The organism is Siccirubricoccus phaeus, from assembly GCF_008360935.1.
In the GTDB taxonomy this organism is placed as follows: Bacteria; Pseudomonadota; Alphaproteobacteria; order Acetobacterales; family Acetobacteraceae; genus Siccirubricoccus; species Siccirubricoccus phaeus.
Genome location: NZ_SRXO01000002.1, coordinates 118,132 through 140,388, shown reverse-complemented (window position 1 = coordinate 140,388; position 22,257 = coordinate 118,132). Strand labels below are relative to the sequence as shown.

The following is a 22,257-nucleotide window of genomic DNA, read 5'->3' as shown; positions in this document are numbered from 1 at the left end:
GGGAGCCAAGGGGGACGAATGCGGGGCATCACCCGAAGGGCGGCGCTGCTCGGCAGCGCCGGCCTGCTCGCCGGCTGCGAGACCATCACCGATTCCTTCGACAGCATCTTCGGCGAGCGGAAACGCCCCCTGCCCGGGGAACGCCGGCCGGTGCTGGCGGCCGAACGCCCGCTCGGCGTGGATGAGGGCGAGGCGCAGCCGATCAGCCTGCCGGCGCCGGAGCCGGTGGCGGAATGGCCCCAGGCAGGCGGCAGCATCAGCCATGCCCCGGGCCACCCGGCCCTCGGCGCCGGGCTGCGGCAGGCCTGGAGCAGCTCGATCGGCAGCGGCACCGCCTATCGCCGCCGGCTCATCTCCCCGCCCGTGGTGGCGGAGGGGGTCGTCTACGCCTCCGACGCCTATGGCGAGGTGACGGCGCTGGATGCCGCCACCGGCCGCCGCCGCTGGTCCTTCGATACGAGACCCGACCAGGACAGCGACGGGGCGCTCGGCGCCGGCCTCGGCTTCGCCGGCGGCACGCTCTACGTCGCGACCGGCCTGGCAGAGCTGCTGGCGCTGAACCCGGAGGACGGCAAGCCGCGCTGGCGCGTCTCCCTGCCCGCCCCGGCGCGCGGCGCGCCCACCATCGCCAATAACCGCATCTATGTGCCGACGACGGAGAACCAGCTCCTCGCCCTCTCGGTCGAGAATGGCGACCGGCTCTGGACCTACCGGGCGCAGCCCACCGTCACCATGGCGCTCGGCCTGCCGGCGCCGGCGGTGCTGGGCGAGATCGTGGTGGCCGGCTTCGGCTCCGGCGAGCTGGCGGCGATCCGGGCCGGGGATGGCCGCACCGCCTGGAGCGAGACCCTGGCCTCCGCCCGTGGCGGCGGGCTGGCGGATATCGCCGCCATCACCGCGATGCCGGTGATCGACCGCAACCGGGTCTTCGCCACCGGGCTTGGCGGCATCACCATCGCCATCGATCTCCGCTCCGGCCGGCGGATCTGGGAACGGGACGTGGCCTCGGCCGAGACCCCCTGGGCGGCGGGGGACGCGCTGTTCCTGATGAGCACCGATGGCGACCTGGTCTGCTTCGGCCGGGATGACGGGCGGGTGCGCTGGCTCCGGCCGCTCGGGCGGTACGAGGATGAGGAAAGGCGGCGCGACCCGATCACCTGGGGCCCGCCGCTGCTGGCCGGGGGGCGGCTGCTGGTCACCAACACCCTGGGCCAGATGGTGGAGGTGAACCCGGTGAATGGCGAGCTGGTCAACCGTAGCCGCCTGGGCGCGGCCTGCCTGCAGGCCGGGGCGGTGGCGGGGGAGACGCTGTACCTGCTGACCGAGGACGGCAATCTGGTGGCGATGCGGCCTGGGGGGTAGCGGCGGCGGGATCGGGGGCTTCGCCCCCGGGCCCCAGCAGGCGGCACTGCCTCCTGCACCTCCGCCGGGGGGTGGACCGCCCCCCGGACCCCGGTGTGAGTCGTGGAATCGGCGGGTTGACCTTGCGACTCCGGCAGGGGGACACCGCTTTCGGGATGGCAGCCTCCGCACGCGCGAGGCGACAAGCCGCCTCCGCCGCCCTACATAGTGCCCATGCTCCCCACCATCGCCATCCTCGGCCGGCCCAATGTCGGCAAATCCTCGCTGTTCAACCGGCTGGTGGGCCGGAAGATCGCGATCGTCGACGACACGCCGGGCGTCACCCGCGACCGCAAGGAAGGCGAGACCCGCATCGGCGGCCGCAAGGTCCGGCTGCTGGACACGGCCGGGCTGGAGGAGGCGCCGCCCGAGACCATCCAGGGCCGCATGCGCGCCAGCTCCGAGGCCGCCGTGCGGGAGGCCGATCTGGTGCTGTTCGTCGTCGATGCCCGCAGCGGGCTGACGCCAGGGGACCGCGCCTTCGCCACCTGGCTGCGCCGCCAGGCGGTGCCGGTGCTGCTGGTCGCCAACAAGACGGAAGGGCGCCTCGGCGGCCAGGCGGCGCTGGAGGCCTATGAGCTGGGCCTCGGCGACCCCATCCCGGTCTCCGCCGAGCATGGCGACGGCATGGGCGGGCTGCATGATGCGGTGCGCGAGATCCTGCCGGAGGAGGCCCCGGAGGAGGAGGAAGCCGGCCCGGACCGGCCGCTCCGCCTCGCCATCATCGGCCGCCCCAATGCCGGCAAATCCACCCTGCTGAACGCCTTGCTGGGCGAGGAGCGGATGATCACCGGGCCGGAGCCGGGGCTGACGCGCGATTCGGTCGCCGTGGAATGGATCGACAGCACCGGCGGGAAGGTGCGGCTGGTCGATACCGCCGGTCTGCGCAAGAAGGCCCGCATCGAGCAGGCGCTGGAAAAGATGTCGGCCGCCGCCTCCATCGCCGCGCTGAAGGAATGCGAGGTGGCGGTGCTGGTGCTGGACGCGCTGCTGGGCATGGAGGAGCAGGAGCTGCGCCTCGCCCGGCTGGCGGAGCGCGAGGGCCGCGCCGTGGTGATCGCGCTGAACAAATGGGATGCGGTGGAGGACCGCGCCGCGGCGCGGAAACGGCTGGAGGATGTGCTGACGGCGAGCCTCGCCCAGTTGAAGGGCATCGCCGTGGTGCCGCTCTCCGCCCAGACCGGGCGGGGGGTGGAGAAGCTGATGCCCGCGGTGCGTGCGGCCTACGCGCTGTGGAACCGCCGCATCCCGACCGGGGAGCTGAATCGCTGGTTCGAGGCGATGCTGTCTCGCCACGCCCCGCCCCTGGTGGATGGGCGCCGGATCAAGCTGCGCTACGCCACCATGCCGAAGGCGCGGCCGCCGACCCTGGTGGTGTTCGGCACGCGGGCGGAGGACCTGCCGGAGGATTACCGCCGGTACCTGGTGAACGGCTTCCGCGAGGCCTTCGACATGCCCGGCGTGCCGGTGCGGCTGCAGGCGCGGGGGACGAGCAACCCCTATGCGGAGGCGGAGGGGTAGCGCGACCTCTCTCGGCGGCGCCGAGGGGGAGACAGGCTGCGCTCCCATGGCCGCGGAGGCGGGGCGCACCCTCACCCCAACCCTCCCCCGCAGTGCGGGGGAGGGGCAAGCTGCACTCCCACGGGCTGCAAGGCGGGCGCACCCCCGCCCCAACCCTCCCCCCGCAGTGCGGGGGAGGGGCAAGCTGCACTCCCACGGGCCGCAAGGCGGGCGCACCCCCGCCCCAACCCTCCCCCGCAGCGCGGGGGAGGGGGGAAGCTGCACTCCCACGGGCCGCAAGGCGGGCGCACCCCCGCCCCAACCCTCCCCGCAGCGCGGGGGAGGGGGCAAGCTGCGTTCCCGTGCGCCGCGGAGGCAGGCCGCTCCCTCCCCCGCTGGCGGGGGAGGGCCGGGGTGGGGGTGGCCTCACCTTCCCCGGGCGCAGGGGTGCCCCACCTTGACGCCCGCGAAACGCCCCCGCCATCCTCCCGCGGTGCAACATCACCCCGCCCCGCCCCCCCATGCCGCCTGAGCCCCGCATCGCCGTCATCGGCGCCGGCCTCGGCGGCATCACCCTCGCCGCCCTGCTGCAGCGCCAGGGCTTCCCCGTCACTCTGCATGAGCAGGCGCCCGCCTTCGCCCGCATCGGCGCCGGCATCGTACTCAGCGGCAATGCGGTGAAGGTGCTGCGGCGCCTGGGGCTGGAACCGGCGCTGCTCGCCACCGGCATCCGCCCCGCCGCCTTCCGCAGCCGGGACTGGATCACCGGCGCCCTGACCTACGACCTGGCGCTGGACGCCGCCAGCGAGGCGCGGTTCGGCGCCCCCTTCCTCAACATCCACCGCGCCGACCTGCACGAGATCCTGCTCTCCGCCCTCGTCCCCGGCACGCTCCGCCTCGGCCAGGGTCTGCTCGGCGTGAACCAGCGCGGCGAGACGCTGCGGCTGGACTTCGCCGATGGCAGCCGGGCGGAGGCCGATCTGGTGGTTGGCGCCGACGGCATCCATTCCCGCCTGCGCGCCCTGCTCTTCGGCGAGGCGCCGCCACGCTTCACCGGCCGGATGGCGCAGCGCGCCATCTTCCCCACCGCCAATCTCCACGGCCTCGCCATGGACGACTGCACCAAGTGGTGGGGCCCGGACCGCCACGCGCTGACCTATTTCATGACCGGCGCGCGGGACGAGGTCTATGTCATGGCCAGCGTGCCGGGCGAGGAATGGGACGGCACCGACCTCTCCCGCCCCCTGCCCCGCGCCGAATTCCTGGCCAGCTTCGCGGCCGCCGCCCCCGATCTGCGCCGTATCGCGGAAGGGGCCGAGAGCTGCATGGTCTGGCCCATCCTCGACCGGCCGCGCGACGACCGCTGGCATGAAGGCCGCGCCGTGCTGCTGGGCGATGCCTGCCACCCGGTGCGCCCCTACATGGCCGCCGGCGGCGCCTCGGCCATCGAGGATGCGGCGGTGCTGGCCCGCTGCCTCGCCGCCGCGCCGGGACATGCGGCCGCCTTCACCGCCTATGAAGCCACCCGTATCCCGCGCGTGGCGGAGGTGCAGCGTATTTCCCTCGCCAACACCTGGATGCGCGGGCCGGAGGAGGAGCTCGACTGGTTCTTCGGCTACGACGCCTGTACCGCCCTGATCGAAGGACTCGCCGCATGATCCGCCCCGACCCGATGCGGCAGCGCGACCTGGTCGGCTATGGCGAGACCTCGCCCGATCCGGACTGGCCGGGCGGGGCGTATATCGCGGTGAATTTCAACCTGAATGTCGAGGGCGGGGGCGAATCCACCCTGGCCAATGGCGATGCCGTTTCCGAAGCCATGCTGAACGATATCGGCGTGCCGGAGTATCGCGGCGTCCGCGTACCGCTGGTGGAATCGGTGTTCGAATACGGCAGCCGCCGCGGCGCGTGGCGGCTGCTGGAGCTGTTCGACCGGCACGGCCTCAAGGTCAGCGTCCTCGGCGTGGTCCGCGCGCTGGAGCAGAATCCGGCGCTGGCCCGCGCCTTCGTCGAACGCGGGCATGAGGTAGTGAGCCATGGCTATCGCTGGATCGATTACTGCCAGGTGCCGGAAGCGGTGGAGCGCGAGCATCTGCGGCTGGCGGTCGAGGGCCTGACGAAGCTGACCGGCGCCCGCCCCCTGGGCTGGATGACCGGCCGGCCGGGCCCCAACACCCGCCGGCTGCTCGCCGAGGAAGGCGGCTTCCTCTACGACCGCGACAGCCTGGCCGACGAACTGCCCTATTGGCTGGACATGCCAAGCGGGCCGCATCTCGTCATCCCCTACTCCTATGAGGCGAACGACAACCGCTTCAACGAGAACAGCGGCTTCTCCACCGCGTCGCACTTCTTCGAATACATGCGGGATACCTTCGACGTGCTCTACGCCGAAGGCCAGCGGGGCGCGCCGAAGCTGCTCTCCATCGGGCTGCATGACCGGCTGATCGGGCGGCCGGGGCGGCTGCTCGGGCTCGCGAGGTTGCTGGAATACATGCGGTCCCACGACAGGGTCTGGTTCTGCCGGGGGATCGACATCGCGCAGCATTGGCGGGCGCGGCACTGGCCGGTGTAGCGCCTGCTGAAGGGTTGTCTTGAGGAGGGCGTCGCGGCAGTGCCGCGACCCCTCCTCAAACTCCACCCGCCAAAGGCCGAAGGGCCTTTGGAAACCATGAATTTCAGAGTCGACGGTCGAAGCGGAGAACTCAAGGGTTCAAAGGGCCCTTCGGCCCTTTGCGGATGGGGTTGAACGCACTGCGTTCAACGGGAAGGCAGAGCCTTCCCCAGAAACACGTCACTCCGCCGCCGCGGCGTCCTCGCTCTCCTCGCCCCCCACCAGCATGGCATTGGCGACCACGCCCGCCTGGGCCCGCACCTTCTGCTCGATGGCGGCGCCCACCGCAGGGTTGTCCCGCAGGAATTGCTTCGCGTTCTCCCGCCCCTGGCCGATCCGCTGGCCTTCGGCGCTGAACCAGGCGCCGGATTTCTCCACGATGCCGGCCTTCACGCCCAAATCGATCAGCTCGCCGAGCTTCGAGATGCCCTCGCCATACATGATGTCGAAATCGACGACGCGGAACGGCGGCGCCATCTTGTTCTTCACCACCTTCACCCGGGTCTGGTTGCCCACCACGCTCTCGCGGTCCTTGATGGCGCCGATGCGGCGGATCTCCATGCGGACGCTGGCGTAGAATTTCAGCGCATTGCCGCCCGTCGTCGTCTCCGGGTTGCCGAACATCACGCCGATCTTCAGGCGGATCTGGTTCAGGAAGATCAGCAGGCAGTTGGAGCGGGAGACGGTGCCGGTCAGCTTGCGCAGCGCCTGGGACATCAGGCGGGCATGCAGGCCGACATGGCTGTCGCCCATCTCGCCTTCCAGCTCCGCCCGCGGCACCAGCGCCGCGACGCTGTCCACCACCAGCACGTCGATGGCGCCGGAGCGCACCAGCGTGTCGCAGATCTCGAGCGCCTGCTCGCCGGCATCCGGCTGGCTGATCAGCAGGTTGTCGACATCGACGCCGAGCTTCTTGGCATAGCCGGGGTCGAGCGCATGCTCGGCGTCGATAAAGGCGCAGGTGCCGCCCTTCTTCTGCGCCTCGGCGATCGCGTGCAGCGCCAGGGTGGTCTTGCCCGAGCTTTCCGGGCCGTAGATCTCGATGATGCGGCCCTTCGGCAGGCCGCCGATGCCGAGCGCGATGTCGAGGCCGAGGGAGCCGGTCGAGACCACCTCGATCTCGCCGTCCTGCGCCTGGCGGGCGCCCATCTTCATGATGGAGCCCTTGCCGAAGGCTCGCTCGATCTGGCTGAGCGCGGCGTCGAGCGCCTTTCCCTTATCCATTTTGGCTATCCCCGCTGTTGCGCGCCATTGCCCCACCAAGGCGCGACCCCGACCAGGCCCCGCAAAAGCCCAGGTTGTGTCGCCGGAATCCTACCACCCGAAGGCGTCCCATTGGAACAGGATCGCAACCGATTTCGCAGCCTCGCGCTGCACCAGGCGGAGTATGCCCGGAAGCCCCGCGCTGGACAAGAACATTTAGCAAACATCCGTGGAAACCCCGGGATTTCACCCGCTCTGCGCCACGCCCGGCAGCATCTCCGCCAACAATTGCCGCAGCGCCGCTGGGGCGAAGGGCTTGGCGAGGAAGCGGAACCCCTCCGCCGCCGGGGGGGTGCCGACCAGCGACTCGGCATAGCCGGAAAGCAGCAGCACCGGCAGGCCCGGCCAACGCTGCCGCAATCGCCGCGCCAGGGCCAGCCCATCCTCGCCCGGCATGGCCACATCGCTGACCAGCGCCGCCGGCGCCAGCCCTTTCTCCACCGCTTCCAGCGCCGATTCGGCACTGTCCGCCACCACCACCTGGTAGCCGGCGCGCCGCAGCAAGGCCTCGCCCAGCCGGGCCAGGGGGGCCTCGTCATCCACCAGCAGCACCGGGCCGGGCGCTGCTTGCACCGGGGCTGCTTCCGGCGGGGCCGCCCCCTCCTGCCCCACCGGCAGCTCCGCCGGCGCCTCCTGCCGCGGCAGGTGGATACGGAAGCTGGTCCCCTCCCCCACCCGGCTGGCGACGGTGATCTGCCCGCCCGCCTGGGCGACGATGCCCTGCACCGTGGCGAGGCCAAGCCCGGTGCCGCCCTTCTCCGGTCGGGTGGTGAAGAAGGGCTCGAAGAGCCGCGGCAGAATTTCCGGCGGAATGCCGGCGCCGCTATCAGCCACTTCCAGCACCGCGTAGCGGCCAGGGGGCAGGCCGCCCGGCCCCTCCCCCTCCGGCCGCAGCACCACGGCATGGCCGGTGGCCAGCCTGAGGCGCCCGCCTTCCGCCATGGCCTGGCAGGCATTGGCGACGAGGTTCAGCACGAGCTGGTCGAGCTGCCCGGGGTCGATCCTGACCCGCCGCCCCGGCTCCTCCAGCGCCAGCTCCAGCGCGATCCGCCCGCCCAGCAGCCGGCGCAGCAGCGGCGCCATGCCGCGCAGGGCGGCGTTGAGGTCCAGCACCAGCGGTGCCACCGGCTGCTGCTGGGCGAAGGCGAGCAATTGCGCCACCAGCCCGGCGCCGCGCCGCGCCGCATCCTCGAGCGCGCCGAGATCCTCCGCCTGCGCCGCGGTCAGCCCCGCCTCCCGCAGCGCCGCCGCGCTGCCCAGGATGATGGCGAGCAGGTTGTTGAAATCATGCGCGATGCCGCCGGCCAGCTTGCCCACCGTCTCGAACCGCCCGGCGGTGGCCAGGCGGGCTTCCGCCCGCAGCGCGGCGGTGCGGTCGGTGACGCGCAGCAGCAGCGCCCCGCCCGCCGCGCCCCCCCCGCCCCTCCAGGGCTCGGCGGCCAGCTCCCAGCTTGTATCGGCCGCCGCCAGCGGGTCGGCCGGGGCGGCGGCGAGCGGCGGCGGCGTCTCGCCGGCCAGGGCGCGGGAGAGCAGGGCGGCGAAACTGGGCCGCGCCTCCTCCCGCAGCAGCAGGGCGGCGGGCAGGCCGGGGCGCAGCGGCAGGGCCGGCCCGGCCATGCGGCCGAGCGCCGGATTCGCCACCTGCACCAGCCCCGCCGCATCCAGCAGCGCCAGCCCCTCCGGCAGGGCGGCGAAGAGCGCCTGGAACTCCTCGCCGGGCGCGCCGCCGCGGCGGGCCAACCAGCCCGGCCGTCGCTCAGCCATGCGCCGCCCCCCCGGCCTGGCGGCCCTGCAGCCGCCAGACATAGGCGATGATCTCGGCCACCGCCTGCCAATGCTCGGCCGGCACCTCGGTATCCGGCTCCAGCCGGAACAGGGCCCGCGCCAAAGGCGGGTTGGACACGATCGGCACGCCATGCTCCTCCGCCACGGCGCGGATGCGCGCCGCCAGCTCATCCGCCCCCTTGGCCACCAGCCGCGGCGCCGCCGCCTGGCCCTGCTCATAGAGCAGCGCCACGGCGTAGTGGGTGGGGTTGGTGATGACAACCGTCGCCTTCGGCACCTGCGCCAGCATGCGCCGCCGCGCCCTGGTCTCGCGGATCTGCCGCTGCCGCGCCCTTATATGCGGGTCGCCTTCGGATTCCTTGTGCTCCTCCCGGATATCCTCGCGGCTCATCCGCATCTGCTGCAGAAAGCGCCAGCGGACCAGCAGCAGATCCAGCACGGCGAGCACGCCGAAGGCCAGCAGCATGGCGACCAGCAGCCGCAGCATGGCATGGCCGGATTCCTGCAGCAGGGCGGCGACCGGCAGGTGCAGCATGGCCTGCAGCCGCTCCGGCTCCACCGCCTGCCACAGCGCGGTGCCGAGCAGGACGAGCTTTACCAGCGTGCGCCCCAGCTCGATCAGCCCCTCCGCGCCGAACAGACGGCGCAGCGCGGCGAGCGGGCTGAGCCGGCTGAGGTCCGGGGCCAGCTTCTCCGGGTGCAGGCCGGGGCCGGTCTGGGCCAGGCTGGCCAGGATGGCGGCCAGCCCCACCAGGCCGAGCACCGGCAGCAGCAGCAGCGCGGAGGCCCGCAGCAGCGCCGCCACCAGCGGCGTCGCCAGCGGCGTCGCCAGGGCCGGCTCGGCGGCCTCGAAGAGGCGGCGCATGCTCCGCAGCCAGCCCAGGCCGAGCGGCGGCAAGGTGAGGAAACAGGCGATGGTCGCCGCCAGCAGGGTGGCGAAGCCCACCGCCTCGCGGGAGAGCGGGACCTGGCCCTGTTCCCGCGCCTTCTCCAGCCGCTTTTGCGATGGGGCTTCTGTCCGGTCCTCGGCCTCCTTGTCGTCGCCCTCCGCCATGGCTCAGCGGCCGGCGCCGAGGGTGAGGAAGCCCTGCCGGCTGGCCTCCAGCCAGACATCGAGCAGCGGCGGCAGGACCAGCAGCAGCAGCAGCAGCCCGGCCAGGATCTGCGCCGGGGCGGCGAGGTTGTACACCTGCACCTGCGGCGCGACGCGGGCCAGCAAGGCGAGGGCGAAATTGGCGGTGATGCCGGCCAGCACCAAGGGCGCCGCCAGGCGCAGCGCGATGCCGAGGCTTTCCGCCACCGCCTGGGCCAGCAGCTCCGCCGTGCCGCCGAGCGGCAGCGGGTCGCCGGGCGGCAGCAGGGCGTAGCTGCGGACGAGGCCCTGCAGCGGCAGGGCGTAAAGGCCGGTGGAGAGGACCAGCAGCGCCGCCATCAGGGAGAAGAGGCGGCCCGGCGCGGTGCTGTGGGCGCCGAAGGCGGGGTCGGTCTGCAAAGGGCTGCTGAGGCCGGTCATTAGCGCCACCACCTGCCCGGCCTGGGCCATGGCGAGGCTGAGCAGCCGGGCGAGGAAGCCGAACCAGAGGCCGATCGCGATCTCGCCGCAGAGCAGCCGGGCGAGGTCGCCGAGCGCCGCCGGCAGGGCGGGCAGCGCGGGGGCGAGCGGCGCGATGAGCAGGGCGACCAGCGCCAGCAGCAAAGCGAGGCGGATCGCCATCGGCACCTCCTGCTCCCCCAGGCCGGGCAGCAGCATGACAGCGCCGCCGAGCCGGCAGAGCAGCAGCACGGCGTGGAAGGCGAGGGTCGGCAGCGCCTCCGCCATCAGGGCAGGCCGCCGATGGCGACGATGCGGTCGAACAGCCCGGCGGCATAGGCGCGCATGGCGCCGACCATGCCGGGGCCGAGCAGCAGCAGGATGACGCCGAGCGCGACGAGCTTCGGCAGGAAGGCCAGCGTCGCCTCCTGCACCTGGGTCAGGGCCTGGAGGATGGAGACGAGCAGGCCGACCGCCAGCATGGCCAGCAGCGGCGGCCCGGCCAATTGCAGCGCCATCCAGATGGCCTCCCGCACCGCGAGGGCCGTGGGATTCTCGATCATGCTCCCGCCTCCTGCGGGGGCCGGCACGGCGACCGGCCTGCTGCACGCTGCGCGCTCCATCCCCCGCCCGTTGCCCTGAAGCGGCTTTGCCGCTTCAGGCTGCGCGAGGCTTCGGGAATGCAGCGACTCCGGGGCCCCCACGGCGTTGCGCAGCAACGTCGTGGGGACCTAAATCGGCATGCGCATCACCTCCTGATAGGCGGAGACGACGCGGTCCCGCACCGCGACGGCGGTCTGCAGGGTCAGCTCGGCGCGGGAGACGGCGAGCACCACATCCGTGACGCTGCCCTGGCCCATCAGGGATTGGGTGGTGACGGCATCGGCGCTGTGGCCGACATCCACGGCATCCTGCACCGCCCGCTGCAGCGCGGCGCCGAAGCCTTCCGCCGCCGCGCCGGCCTCCGCCGGGCTGGCAGCGGCGCGGTAGGCGGCGGCGACCTGGGCCGGAGCGACGGAACCGGGCGCGACCGGCCCGGGCATCAGCGCAGCGCCTCGATGGTGCGGGTCAGCATGCCGCGCGTGGTTTCCAGCACCGAGAGGTTGGCGCTGTAGCTGCGCTGGGCCTCGCGCATATCCATCACCTCCACCAGGCTGTCGATATTCGGCCGCTTCACATAGCCTTCGGCATCGGCGGCGGGGTGGCCCGGCTCGTAATCCTGGCGGAAGCCGCTGGGGTCGGTGCCGACGCGGTCCACCCGCACCAGCTCCACCCCCGCCGCGCGGTCCACCCGGTTGGCGAAGGTGACGGTCTTGCGGCGATAGGGATCGGCGCCCGGCGACTGGCCGGTGCTGTCGCGGTTGGCGATGTTCTCCGCCACCACCCTGAGGCGCAGGGATTGCGCCTGCATGCCGGCGGCGGAGATGCGGAGAGCCTGGTCGAGATCCATGGCGTAGGTCCTTGGCTGTCTGCGGCGGGCCGACTGGCAGGCTCTCCCCGGCGCCGCGTCACGGCCGGCGCCATCGCGGCTGGCGTCGTCATCGCGGGCGCCGCCGCTGCTGGCGTCGCCGGCGTCGGGACTGTCGAGGGGGCTGCCGGCAGCGTTGCCGTCCGCCCCGTCATTGTTCGCCCCATCATTGTTCGCCCTATCATTGTTCGCCTTGTCATTGCCCGCCCCCGTCACCGCCGGCAGCCTGACCGTCTGCCGCCTCATTGCTGGCGGCCGAGCGCGGTGCGGAACATGCCCATCCAGCGGCGATAGAGGTTGCTGGCGAGGGCATGGGCGGTGTCGGTATCCGCCACCCGCAGGGCCTCCCGGTCCAGCGAGACGGCATTGCCGTTCGGCGCGCGTTCCACCGCCTGCCGGTCCCGCCTGGCATCCGGGTTGCCGCGGCGGCTCGGCATGTGCTGGCCATCGGTGCGGGCCAGGGTCATGCCGCCGCCGCCGCGCAGCAGCTCGGCGAAAGGGCGGATGTCGCTCGGCCGGTAATTCGGCGTATCGGCATTGGCGACGTTCTGCGCCAGCACGCCCTGCCTGGTATCCAGCCAGGCAAGCCGCCTTTCGGCGAGGGCGATGGTCGGGGTCCGCGACGGGTCCATGCCCGGGATATGCGGCCAGGAGAACGAAGGAAGCGTAAATGCCACGCCGTCCCGGCCACAGGGGCAAAGCCAGGCCGCCGCAAGGATCGTTTAACCCCGCCCCGGCAGAATATGCCGCATGACCCATAGCCCCGGACCGGACCGCCCCACCGCCTCGGACCGCCGCAGCGCGAAGGATCGCAGCATGGCGGCGGGTGACGCCGCAGCGGACCGCCATGTTGCACCCGTGCTCGCCGCCATCCAGTCCATGCAGGGCACGGTTTCGCTCGCCCGCGCCCTGACGGAAGCGGGGCGGCATATCGACCTCGCCGGGCTGGATGCGGAGGCCGCCAGGCTTTGCGCCGCCGTCGCGGTGCTGCCGCAGGACGCAGCGCGATCCCTGCGGCCGGCGCTGCAGGCCCTGGTGGCGGAGGTGGACGGGCTGGCCGTCGCCCTGCCCGCCCCGGGACGCTGAAGGAAAGGCGCCAGGCCAAGGGCGCCGCCCCCCCCAACCGCCGGCAGGAGGCCGCGGGATGATGCTGGATACCGGACCCTGGCTGCAGGCCGCCGCCGCCCTGGCGGCGGTGCTCGGGCTCATCTGGCTGGCGGCGCGGGCGCTGGCCGCGCGCCAGGACGCCGCGGCGCGGCCCGGCCGGCGCCTGGCCCTGGTGGAAAGCCTGGCGCTGGACCCCCGCCGCCGCCTGCTCCTCATCCGCTGCGACGGCCGCGATGCGCTGCTGCTGACCGGCGGCACGGAGGACCGCATGCTGGGCTGGCTGCCGCCGGAGCAGGGGCCGTGAGGCGGCTCGGCCTCGGCCTGCTGCTTGCGGCCACCGCTTTGCCGGCGGCGGCGCAGAGCCTTTCCATCGACCTCGGCGCGGCAGGCCAGGCCGGCACCACCTCCCGCCTCGTCCAGCTCACCGCGCTGATCGGGCTGCTCTCCCTGGCGCCCTCCCTGCTGGTGATGGCCACCGCCTTCACCCGCATCGTCATCGTGCTCTCCCTGCTGCGCAGCGCCATCGGCGCCCAGGGCGTGCCGCCCAACCCGGTGCTGATCGGGCTGGCGCTGTTCCTCACCCTCTTCGTCATGCAGCCGGCGCTGGAGGCAAGCTGGCAGGCCGGCATCCAGCCGTTGATGGAAGGCCGGATCGGCGAGATGGAAGGGCTGGCCGCCGCCACCGAGCCCTTCCGCGAGTTCATGGCCGGCCAGGTGCGGGAGGGCGACATGGCGCTCTTCCTCGACCTCGCCCACCTGCCCCCGGTGCCGGAGGATGCGCGGCCGGAGCAATTGCCCTGGCGCGCTTTGCTGCCCGCCTTCCTGGTCAGCGAGATGAAGCGCGCCTTCGAGATCGGCTTCCTGCTCTTCCTCCCCTTCCTGGTCATCGACATGGTGGTGGCCAGCCTGCTGATGTCCCTCGGCATGATGATGCTGCCGCCCAACCTGGTCTCCCTGCCCTTCAAGCTGATCTTCTTCGTACTGGTGGATGGCTGGCGGCTGGTGGCGGGAAGCCTGGTGCAGGGCTTCGCGCAGTGACCCAGGTCATTCGACGGCGGCAATGTCGCTGCCTAGCCTGACCCCTTCGCGGGAAGGGGCGGGAGATGCGCGGCGCCGCATGGGTCCTGGCTTGGCTGTGGGGGCTGCTGCTGCCGGTACTGGCGCAGCCGGCGCCCGCGCCGGCCCGGCAGGCCGCCGCGTTGCGGCCCCTGGCAAGCTGCGCCCTGGAAAACGGCCCGCGCAACGCCCGGGAGCTTTACGCCGTCACCGCCGAATGGCCGGGCGGCATCGGCCAGGGCTTCCGCCCGCCGGTGGAGCTGGCGGCGAGCACCTCCACCCATGGCGCCGCCGCCGGGCAATCCGTGCAGATCGAGATCGAGGCGCCCCAGGCCGCCCTGATCCCGCCGGCGGAATGGCTGGGCGCCACCTTCCTCGGCACCTCCCGCCGGGCGGAAGCGCCGGCCGGCGAAAGCCGGAACGCCGATTACGCCGGGCTCCGGGCCAGCGTCCTCAGCCGCGGCGAGGCCGGCGACGGCAAGCTGCGGCTGCGGCTGCAGGTGCCGCCGAACCGCACCGGCTTCTGGGGGGAGCATTGGCTGATCGCCATCGCCGCCTGCGACCGCGACGCGAAGCTCATCGCCTACGGCACGGTGCCGATCGCCGTGGCGCCGTCGCGCCTCGCCAGCCTGGCGGCGATCGCGCTGACCGTTCTGCTCTATGCGCTGGTCGCGCTCGGCGCCTGGTTCTGCAATGCGGACCGGGTGAGGCGCATCCGGGCGGCGCGCGCCAGGGCCAGCCACGCGACCGCGCCGCCGCCGGAATGGCAGCAGCGCTGGCGCAAGGCGCTGGGGCATATGGCGAACCCGGTCTTCGTCACCCAGGATGCCAGCGGCTATGGCAGCCTAGCGCGGCTGCAGCTCCTGCTCTTCACCCTCGCGGTCGGCTTCGTCAGCACCCGTGCCTATCTTTCCAGCGGCGCCATCCCGAATTTCTCCACCGATGTGCTGTGGCTGCTGGGCATCGCGGTGGGCGGCACCAGCGCGTCCCGGCTGATCCGCAGCAATGCCGGGCTGACGGATGCGAACCGGCTCTGGCTGCTGCAATCCGGGGTGCTGGAGATGAAGGAAAGGCTGCCGCAATGGCGCGACGTCATCGCCGCGGATGGCGAGATCGACGTGACCAGGGTGCAGGCGGTGGTCTTCACCACCATCACCGTGCTGGCGCTGGTGGTGGGCGGCAGCGGCGACCTTTCCAATTTCCGGATTCCGGAGGAGGTGCAGTACCTGCTCGGCCTCAGCCAGCTCACCTATATCGCCGGCAAGGCCATCCCGAGCGAGACGATGCGGCAATTGGACCAGGCGCTGACCGCGCTGCGCCAGGCGGAGGCGAAGCCGGACGCGGGGGCGGAGCTGGAAGCGGCGCGGCGAGGTGCGGCCGGGCTGCTGCGGCAGGTGTTCGGGGATGGGTTCAGCGCGGCGCGGCTGGCGGCGGGGTGAGGCCAGAGGCTCCGCCCCTGGACCCCGGCAGCGGGCGCTGCCCCCGCCGGGGCCAGGACCTAGCCCCGGACCCCGGTCTGAGTTCTGGATCCGACGGCTGAACCTGCCGACTCCCACCGTGGTCGGGGGGGGGTGGTCCACCCCCCGGCGGGGGTTGGCGGCACTGCCGCCAACGGGCGGAGCCCCTGCTGATGGTTTGGGGGCGAAGCCCCCAACCTCACCCCCCCAACGCCGCCGCGATGTAAGGCGGCAGGTGGAACGCCCCGACATGGATCTCGGGCGTCCAGTATTTCGTCGTCCCCAGCACCCCGGCGGCGGCGGCGCGGGCGCGGATCTCCTCCACCCCCACCTGCCGCAGCGCGGCGTCCTTCGCCGCCCAGCCCAGCGTCATGAAGCCGCCGACATAGGTCGGCACCGCCGCCACATAGGCGTGGGTGTCCTGGAAGGCTTTGGCGCGGCGCAGATTGGTGTCGCGCAGCTCATCCGCCTGCATGAAGGGCACGCCGCACTGGTTGACGATGAGCCCCTTTTCACTCAGCAGCCGCGCCGCATTGGCGTAGAATTCCTCGGTGAACAGCACCTCGCCGACGCCGATCGGGTCCGTGCTGTCCACGATGACGACGTCGAAGCTGCCCGCCGGCGCCTGGCGGACATAGTCGATGCCGTCGCCGACGATCACCTCGGCACGCTTGTCGTTCCAGGCATCCCCGGCGATGCCCGGCAGGTATTCCTTCGCCAGCCGGATCACCTCGCCATCGATCTCGACCATGACGGCCTTCTCGACATTGCAATGCTGCAGCACGCGCCGCAGCACGCCGCCATCGCCGGCGCCGATGATAAGCACGCGCGCAGCCGACCCATGCGCCAGCAGCGGCACATGGGTCAGCATTTCCTGATAGACGAACTCATCCGCCTCGGTGATCTGCACCACGCCGTCCAGCAGCATCACCCGCCCATGGGTGAAGCTCTCGAACACCATGATGTCCTGGAAATCGCTCTGCACCCGCGCCAGCTCCCGCTTCACCAGGAAGCGCTGGCCCCATTGCGCGTAGAGCGTCTCGTTCACCCAGGAATCGGTCGCCATGGCGGCCCCCTATGACATCGAAAGGGCCGGATCCGCAGGGATCCGGCCCCTCTCCATCCTACGCTGCGGTCAGGCTCAGGCGATCATGCCGCGCTTGTTCTCGGCAAGCTGCACCCGGCCGGGCAGGAAGCCCTTCTTCAGCACGGGGATCGCGTTGTACGGGTTGCAGGCGCCACAGACAAAGATGTCGAGCGCCGCATAGTCCCGCTCCGGCCAGGTGTGGATGGAGACATGGCTCTCCGCCAGCACCAGCACGCCGGACACGCCGCTGTTCGGGCCGAAATGGTGGAAATGCCCGTGCAGGATCGTGGCGCCGGTGGCGATCGCCGCCTCCCGCAACACCGCATCGATATGCTCCGGGTCGGCGAGGTTGGTCGCTTCCCACAGATCGATGATGAGATGCGTGCCGGCGAATTTCACGCCGTCCCGCACCACGAAATAGTCCTTCGCCTCGCTCGCCGAGGTTTCGCAGTTCTGGGCTTCGCTCGGGAGCTCCGAGACCATCCCCAGTTGGAGAAGAGCTTCCATCGCGGGCTCCTGTTCCCACCAGCAGATGACCAGGGTGATCGGGTATCGATCAGGTCAACGGGGCGCGCATATGGGGCAACCCGCCCCCCCATGCAAGCGAAAACATCCCCCCTTGGCCGAAAATTTTGCCGCCCAGCCCCGGGGGAAGCGCGGGACTCAACGCGCCACCGGTGCGCCGGCCCGCAATGCCTCCAGCCGGGTTGGCAACGAACGGAACAATTGCAGCTCCTGCTGCAGCCGCGGCAGATCGGACAGGCCGCGCATCGGATCCCCGGTCAGGGCCTGGAAGGCGGCCGCCAGGCGGGGGTCCGCCAGACGCGCGGCATGGTCGGTGCGCAGCGCCGCCAGCGCCGCCTCATCCCCCGCCAGGGCAAGGATCGCCGCCTGGCGCAGCACGGCGCGCTGCTCCGGCTCCGGCAGCGGCGCGGCGCCGGCGGGCGCCACCGCGCGGAGATGCGCGCCCAGGGCTGTCGCCGCGCCCGGCCAGTCCTGCGCCTCGGCCAGCAGATCGGCCAGGGTTTCCAGCCCCGCGGCGCCGATCGGCAACAGCAGCTGCTTCGCCTCCGCCAGCCGGCCGCGCCGCGCTTCCGCCCGCGCCGCCAGCAGCACCCTTCCCTGGGCCAGGGCCGTGGAAGGATTCGGCACTTCGGTCGCCGCCAGCGCCTCCAGCGCCGCGGCGCCATCGCCATCCGCCAGCTTCAGCGCCGCCAGACGCAAGCCCAGCGAGGAGCGCTGCGGCCCGGCGGCGCGCTCCGCCGCCTGGCGCAGCAGCAAGGCGGCGCGTTCCACGAGGTCCAGCGAAGCCAGCCTTTCGGCCAGCAGCAGCACCGCCTGCTCGCCCCGCTCGCCGCCCGGCAGCAATTCCGGATAGGCGTCGAACAGCGCGACGGCGGAAAGCGGCGGCTCGCCCTCCAGCGCGGCGAGAAAGGCGTCGGCGATGCCGGCGCGGAGCTGCGCCGTCTGCTCGGGGAAAAGCGGCTCGCTCTCTTTCAGCAGGGCCATGGCGCCACGGGCATCGCCGGCGGCCCGCCGCAGCTCCGCCAGCCGCAGCCGCGCCGCGATCTCCGTGGCGTCGCCACGCCAGGCGAAGAGCGTGGCCTCCATCGCCTTCGCCGCCGCCGCGGCGTCGATGCGCCCGGTGGCGAGGCGCAGCTCGATTGCCCGGCGCAGGGCGCGAGCGCGGGCCAGCCGGTCGCGGCCCTGCGCCACCGCGTCATAAGCGGCCAGCGCCTCCTCCGGCTTGCCCTGCGCCTCGGCCAGGATGCCGCGGGCGAGGCGCAGATCCAGCTCCGGCGGCGCCGCCGCCAGCAGGCTGCGCAGCGCCGCAGCCTCGCCGCCCTCGGCCAGCGCCAGCGCCACGGGGGGCAGCAGCCGGGCGCGGAGCGGCGCAGGATAGTCCAGCAGCAGCGGCAGGGTGGCGGCGAAGCCGGGGGCGGCCGCGGCCGGCTCGCCCTGCGCGGTGGCGAGATAGGCGCGCCAGAAGCTCAGCTCATCGCTCTCCGGCAGCGCCACCTCGCGCAGCGGTGCAGCTTCCGCCAGCCGCCCGGCCAAAGCGGCGGCGATGCCGCCGAGAACGCGCAGCACCGGATCGGCCGCCGCGGCGGGGGATTCCGCCATGGCCAGGCCGATCATGGATTGTGCTTCCTGGGGCAGGCCGAGGGCGAGCAGCGCCTCCGCCGCCGCCCGGCGCTGCGGCGCGCGGGAGAGGGGCGGCGTCGCGGCGAGGCCGGCCTGCAGCGACCGTACCCGTTCCAGCAATTGGCCGGGCAGCATCGCCGGGAAGTCGAAGCTGCGGGTCATGGCCGGGGCGGCGGGGGGCTGGGCGGCGATGTCGTCCAGCGTCAGCCGGGCGCCGATGGCGGCCAGCAGGAAGCGGTCCGGCCCGGCACGCAGGGTGACGCGGTCCGCCCGCGCCAGCACGGCGGCGCCGAGGCGGGTGGGCGGCAGGTCCAGCTCCGGCAGGCGGCGGGCAGCCAGCATGGCCTGGCCAGGGCTGGCCACCAGGCCGAGCAGCAGCGGCATGCCGCTTTCCGGGTCGGCGATGGCCAGCACCCGCGTCGGCTGCTCGGCCAGGATGGCGATGCGGGCGGGCGGGTTGCCCTCCAGCTCCAGCGCCATGCCGCGGCCGGGCTGGGCGGCGTCGCGCGGATCGGCGCCGCGCACGGCCTCGATCACCCAACCGAGCGCCTCCCGCCGGGCGCGCGGCAGGGTGCCGTCGGGCAGGGCGAGGCGCAGCAGCATGCCGCCCGGCACCGGCTCGGCCTCGGTGGCGCCGAAATTCGGGTCGTTGCGCAGGGCGGCCAGGTTGAGCGGCGTGGCGTCGTCGAAGACGGCGAGCCATTGGGCGCCGCGGCGCAACAGCGCGGCGCCGGTGCCACGGGGATAGGCGAGCAGCAACGCCCGGTCCTGCCCGGCAGGGCCGAGCAGCCGCGCCGGCAGCGCCTCCGGCGGCGGCGGAGCAGGGGGTGGCGTGGGCTCGGCGCGGCCGGGCTGGGCCGGGGCGGCGACGGCAAGCTGCTGCACCGGCGGCGTAGGGGCGGCGGCGACGGGCGGGGGCGGCGCGACGGGTGGGGCGGGGACGGCCGGCAGGGCAGCGCCCGGGGCAGCCGCGATGGCGGTGCCGGGCGCGGCCGGCGGTGAGGCGGGACGCGCGGCGGCGGCGCGGGGCGGCGTTGGCTCCGGCCGTCCCTCCCGGTCGCGCGGGGCGGGGCGCTCAGCGGGCGCGGCCTGGGCGAGCGGCGTTTTGGCCACGGGGCGTTCCTGCGTACCGCGTGCGGCGGCGGCGCGGGCGGGCGATGCGGCGGCTGGCGGGACGCCCTCGGCGAGGCCCTGTTCGACGGCGGTGCCGCGCGCGGCCGGTGCGGCGGCGGCACGGCCGGACAGCGCGGCGGGCGGCAGCATGGCCTGCGATGCGGCTTGGGGGGTGGCGGCCTGAGCCGGCGCGGCGAGGCCAGGCGGCGCTTCGGCGGCCGGGGCGGCCTGCGGGTTCAGCGCGTCCACCACCAGGCGGTTGCCGATGCGGAAGACCCGGGCGCGCACGCCGGGCTTCAGGGCGACGACCACCACCCCCTCCTCCTGCGTCACCCCCCGCATATTGCGCGGCGGGCGGCGGGCTCCGGCCAGGTCCAGCGCGGCGCCTGCGGGGAAGCGCAACAGCAGGTTCTCGCCCTGCTGCTCCGCGGTGAAGGCGGGCGGTGCCGGCCAATCGAAGACCAGCCTGCCATGCGTCGGGTGATCGCCGACGCGCACCGCGACGCGGTCCTGCGCCGGGGCGGGGCACGGCCAGAGCAACAGCAGCGCGCCGAGCAGCGCCGCCCGTCCCGCCATCTCCAGGGCCCGCGCCATCCTGGCGGCCGGCCGGGGCGGCATCAGTCGAAACTCGCCAGCAGCCGGTCGATCTCCTCCTGCGAGGTGCCGCCGCCGGGGAGCTGCGGACCATTGGCCAGCTTCTGCCCCTCGGTGAGCGGCGCCCTCTCCTCCTCCGCCGGCGCCGGCTCAGGCCCGCGGCCGAAGCTTTCGGAGACGGCGGCGACCCGCTTCTCGATCGCCTTCAGCGCCGCCACCACCTTGCCGATGCGCTGGCCGGTGATGTCCTGGAAGCTGCAGGCCTCATAGATGCGGGTGACGACGCTGCCGACGACATCCGCCGCCTCGCCGGACAGGCCGGGCTGCAGCCCTTCCAGCTTCTCGCAGCAATCGAGGATTTCGTTGGTCGCCGCGGCGGTGTGCTCCACCACCGCGTCCAGCTCATCCGTCGCGGTCGGGATGTGGCTGTGATTGATGTCCTCGACCCGCAGCGCGGCGATCTCGGACTTGGCCCGCGCCACCTCGCGCCCGAGCCCTTCCAGCTCGGCGAGCAGCGCGGCCTCGGTGACCGTGAGGTCGCCGGAGAGGCTGCCGAGCACGGCGCGCACCGCTTGCTCGATCTTGTCCGGGGTGCCGTCGCCGTCAGGCATGCGCCATCACCTTCTCGATCTTCTCGCGGAGGGTCTCCGCGTTGAAGGGCTTCACGATGTAGTTGGAGACGCCGGCGGCCTTGGCGGCAACCACATTCTCCGTCTTGCTCTCGGCGGTGATCATGATGAAGGGCGTGTCCTTCAGCCTGCCGTCGGCGCGGACCTCCTTCAGCAGGTCGAGGCCGGTCATCGGCTGCATGTTCCAGTCGCTGATGATGAGGCCGAAATGGCCGGCGCGCAGCTTGGCCAGCGCCTCCTGCCCGTCCGTCGCCTCCTCCACATTGTTGAAGTCGAGCTGCTTCAGCAGGTTGCGGATGATGCGCAGCATGGTCTTGTAGTCGTCCACGATCAGCACGTTGGTGTTCTTGTCGATCGCCATACGCGGTCTCCTTCAGCGGTGCATGGGGTCAGTTCGCCGGCCTGGCGCGGTGGCGGGCGAGTTCGGTGGTCAGCAGCCGGGCCCGGTCCGGCTTCATGGCGCCGAGGATCGGCGCCGCCTTCGCCTCCCGCATCCGGTCCACCAGCGGAACCAGCACGGTCAGGTCCAGTTCGTCGAAGATCGTCGCGGCATCGCGCGGCCGCATGCCCTCATAGAGCTTCACCATCTGCCGCCAGCCGGCCGCCTCGCGCTCGCCATTGGCGCGGTCCGCGGCCTCGATCCGCTGCTGCAATGCGGTCAGCTCCTCCACCCGCCGGGTCAGGCGGCGCTCTGCCGCGGCCACCACCATCTCGCGCGCCTGCATCGCCTGCTCCCGCGCCTCGATCTCGGCGCGTCGGGCGCGCAGCCCTTCCAGCAGGGCGCGCTCCGCGCGCTGCTCCGGCGTCGGCTCCGGCGGCGGGGCAGGCACCGCCTGGGGCGGCGGCGCGGCGGCCTGGGCTGCCAGGGCAGAGGCAGGGGCGGGCGCCGGGGCAGGCGCGGCGGCGGGCGCCGGGCTGCTGGCGCGCGCCTCCGGCACCAGACCGCCGGCCCGCGCTTCCGGCACCGGCGCCAGGGCCGCCAGCTCCGCCACCACCGCCGGCCCGGGCAGCGCCAGCCCGGCGAGCTTCGCCGCCAGCAGCAGCCCCATGGCCGGCAGCGCGGCGGGCAGCAGGCGCATCAGCGCACCGCCTTCAGGGCGCGCAGCAGGTCGCGCTCCGCCTGGCTGCGGGCCTGGGCCGGCTCGGCGGCTGGCGCGGCGCGGGCCGTCTCGCTCGCCAGCGGCCTGGCGCTGCGCACCAGCAGGTCCAGCCTATCGGCCAGCGCCTCGGCGCGCTCCACCAGGTAGCGGAGGTCGTCGCGCAGCGGCTCCGCCGCGGCGAGCTTCTCGGCCACCTGCCGCCCGGCGCCCTCGGCGGTGGCGCGCAGGCGGGTGGTCGCCGCCTCGGCCAGCCGCGTCGCCTCGCCGAGATCGGTGGCGCTGCCTTCCAGCGCCGCCCGGTCCTGCCGCGCCAGGCGCAGCGCGCGTTCCAGCCGGATGGCGAAGGGCAGCGTTGCGCCGAGCAGCGCCACCACCAGAAGATCCAGCCCTGTCTGCACCCATCCCATGGA

The 22,257-nt window shown here is 73.1% G+C and carries 23 protein-coding genes; 8 read left to right on the top strand and 15 right to left on the bottom strand.

Annotation, left to right across the window (positions count from 1 at the left end):
* Positions 1–18 precede the first annotated feature (18 nt).
* The 4 genes from E5N76_RS03080 to E5N76_RS03065 all read left to right on the top strand — a co-directional run bounded on the left by E5N76_RS03080 (position 19) and on the right by E5N76_RS03065 (position 5,473).
* Positions 19–1,362 (top strand): outer membrane protein assembly factor BamB family protein, encoded by a 1,344-nt coding sequence (locus E5N76_RS03080; RefSeq protein WP_149535839.1) that lies wholly within the window; start codon positions 19–21, stop codon positions 1,360–1,362.
* Between the two features lie 213 nt (positions 1,363–1,575).
* Entirely contained in the window at positions 1,576–2,922 is a 1,347-nt protein-coding gene (der, locus tag E5N76_RS03075; RefSeq protein ID WP_149535838.1) for a ribosome biogenesis GTPase Der, read from the top strand.
* Positions 2,923–3,422: 500 nt separating this feature from the next.
* Positions 3,423–4,559 carry an FAD-dependent monooxygenase gene (locus tag E5N76_RS03070; RefSeq protein ID WP_149535837.1) on the top strand — a complete coding sequence of 379 codons (1,137 nt, stop codon included), beginning with the start codon at positions 3,423–3,425 and terminating at the stop codon, positions 4,557–4,559.
* Positions 4,556–5,473, top strand: coding sequence for a polysaccharide deacetylase family protein (locus E5N76_RS03065; RefSeq protein WP_235907552.1), 918 nt, complete (start codon positions 4,556–4,558; stop codon positions 5,471–5,473). Before E5N76_RS03070 ends, E5N76_RS03065 begins: the two co-directional genes overlap by 4 nt.
* 219 nt (positions 5,474–5,692) lie before the next feature.
* On the opposite strand, the gene recA is transcribed toward E5N76_RS03065, so the two are convergent.
* From recA to E5N76_RS03025, 8 genes are all read right to left on the bottom strand, one after another.
* Entirely contained in the window at positions 5,693–6,736 is a 1,044-nt protein-coding gene (gene recA, locus E5N76_RS03060; RefSeq protein WP_149535836.1) for a recombinase RecA, read from the bottom strand.
* A gap of 225 nt (positions 6,737–6,961) precedes the next feature.
* On the bottom strand, positions 6,962–8,539 hold the full coding sequence (locus E5N76_RS03055) for a PAS domain-containing sensor histidine kinase (protein ID WP_149535835.1): 1,578 nt from the start codon (positions 8,537–8,539) through the stop codon (positions 6,962–6,964).
* Positions 8,532–9,614: an EscU/YscU/HrcU family type III secretion system export apparatus switch protein gene (locus E5N76_RS03050; protein ID WP_149535834.1), complete on the bottom strand. Its 1,083-nt coding sequence runs from the start codon at positions 9,612–9,614 to the stop codon at positions 8,532–8,534. The genes E5N76_RS03055 and E5N76_RS03050 overlap by 8 nt, the downstream gene beginning before the upstream one ends.
* Before the next feature lie 3 nt (positions 9,615–9,617).
* The gene (locus E5N76_RS03045; RefSeq protein ID WP_149535833.1) at positions 9,618–10,379 is read right to left on the bottom strand and encodes a flagellar biosynthetic protein FliR; all 762 of its coding nucleotides are present in this window, start codon (positions 10,377–10,379) and stop codon (positions 9,618–9,620) included.
* Positions 10,379–10,654 carry a flagellar biosynthetic protein FliQ gene (locus E5N76_RS03040; RefSeq protein WP_207791846.1) on the bottom strand — a complete coding sequence of 92 codons (276 nt, stop codon included), beginning with the start codon at positions 10,652–10,654 and terminating at the stop codon, positions 10,379–10,381. The genes E5N76_RS03045 and E5N76_RS03040 overlap by 1 nt, the downstream gene beginning before the upstream one ends.
* Positions 10,655–10,822: 168 nt before the next feature.
* Positions 10,823–11,134, bottom strand: coding sequence for a flagellar hook-basal body complex protein FliE (locus E5N76_RS03035; protein WP_149535832.1), 312 nt, complete (start codon positions 11,132–11,134; stop codon positions 10,823–10,825).
* On the bottom strand, positions 11,134–11,541 hold the full coding sequence (gene flgC, locus E5N76_RS03030) for a flagellar basal body rod protein FlgC (RefSeq protein ID WP_149535831.1): 408 nt from the start codon (positions 11,539–11,541) through the stop codon (positions 11,134–11,136). Before flgC ends, E5N76_RS03035 begins: the two co-directional genes overlap by 1 nt.
* Positions 11,542–11,801: 260 nt before the next feature.
* Positions 11,802–12,191 (bottom strand): flagellar basal body rod protein FlgB, encoded by a 390-nt coding sequence (locus E5N76_RS03025; protein ID WP_149535830.1) that lies wholly within the window; start codon positions 12,189–12,191, stop codon positions 11,802–11,804.
* Between the two features lie 118 nt (positions 12,192–12,309).
* Here E5N76_RS03025 and E5N76_RS03020 point away from each other — a divergent pair, with 118 nt between their 5' ends.
* From E5N76_RS03020 to E5N76_RS03005, 4 genes are all read left to right on the top strand, one after another.
* Positions 12,310–12,645: a hypothetical protein gene (locus E5N76_RS03020; protein WP_149535829.1), complete on the top strand. Its 336-nt coding sequence runs from the start codon at positions 12,310–12,312 to the stop codon at positions 12,643–12,645.
* Positions 12,646–12,706: 61 nt separating this feature from the next.
* Positions 12,707–12,970: a flagellar biosynthetic protein FliO gene (locus tag E5N76_RS03015; RefSeq protein WP_149535828.1), complete on the top strand. Its 264-nt coding sequence runs from the start codon at positions 12,707–12,709 to the stop codon at positions 12,968–12,970.
* Positions 12,967–13,704 carry a flagellar type III secretion system pore protein FliP gene (gene fliP / locus E5N76_RS03010; protein WP_149535827.1) on the top strand — a complete coding sequence of 246 codons (738 nt, stop codon included), beginning with the start codon at positions 12,967–12,969 and terminating at the stop codon, positions 13,702–13,704. Before E5N76_RS03015 ends, fliP begins: the two co-directional genes overlap by 4 nt.
* 65 nt (positions 13,705–13,769) lie before the next feature.
* Positions 13,770–15,161, top strand: coding sequence for a hypothetical protein (locus tag E5N76_RS03005; protein WP_149535826.1), 1,392 nt, complete (start codon positions 13,770–13,772; stop codon positions 15,159–15,161).
* A 217-nt stretch (positions 15,162–15,378) separates the two neighbouring features.
* On the opposite strand, the gene speE is transcribed toward E5N76_RS03005, so the two are convergent.
* From speE to E5N76_RS02970, 7 genes are all read right to left on the bottom strand, one after another.
* Positions 15,379–16,245 (bottom strand): polyamine aminopropyltransferase, encoded by an 867-nt coding sequence (gene speE, locus E5N76_RS03000; RefSeq protein ID WP_149535825.1) that lies wholly within the window; start codon positions 16,243–16,245, stop codon positions 15,379–15,381.
* 75 nt (positions 16,246–16,320) lie between these two features.
* Positions 16,321–16,773, bottom strand: a complete 453-nt coding sequence (gene speD / locus E5N76_RS02995) for an adenosylmethionine decarboxylase (protein ID WP_149535824.1) — start codon at positions 16,771–16,773, stop codon at positions 16,321–16,323.
* A gap of 156 nt (positions 16,774–16,929) precedes the next feature.
* Positions 16,930–20,142, bottom strand: a complete 3,213-nt coding sequence (locus E5N76_RS02990; protein WP_149535823.1) for a hypothetical protein — start codon at positions 20,140–20,142, stop codon at positions 16,930–16,932.
* Complete coding sequence (locus E5N76_RS02985; protein ID WP_149535822.1) at positions 20,142–20,729, bottom strand: protein phosphatase CheZ; 588 nt, start codon at positions 20,727–20,729, stop codon at positions 20,142–20,144. Before E5N76_RS02985 ends, E5N76_RS02990 begins: the two co-directional genes overlap by 1 nt.
* Positions 20,722–21,108, bottom strand: a complete 387-nt coding sequence (locus E5N76_RS02980) for a chemotaxis response regulator CheY (RefSeq protein ID WP_149535821.1) — start codon at positions 21,106–21,108, stop codon at positions 20,722–20,724. The genes E5N76_RS02985 and E5N76_RS02980 overlap by 8 nt, the downstream gene beginning before the upstream one ends.
* Before the next feature lie 28 nt (positions 21,109–21,136).
* Positions 21,137–21,826: a MotE family protein gene (locus tag E5N76_RS02975; RefSeq protein WP_149535820.1), complete on the bottom strand. Its 690-nt coding sequence runs from the start codon at positions 21,824–21,826 to the stop codon at positions 21,137–21,139.
* Entirely contained in the window at positions 21,826–22,254 is a 429-nt protein-coding gene (locus E5N76_RS02970; protein WP_149535819.1) for a DUF6468 domain-containing protein, read from the bottom strand. Before E5N76_RS02970 ends, E5N76_RS02975 begins: the two co-directional genes overlap by 1 nt.
* Positions 22,255–22,257 lie beyond the last annotated feature (3 nt).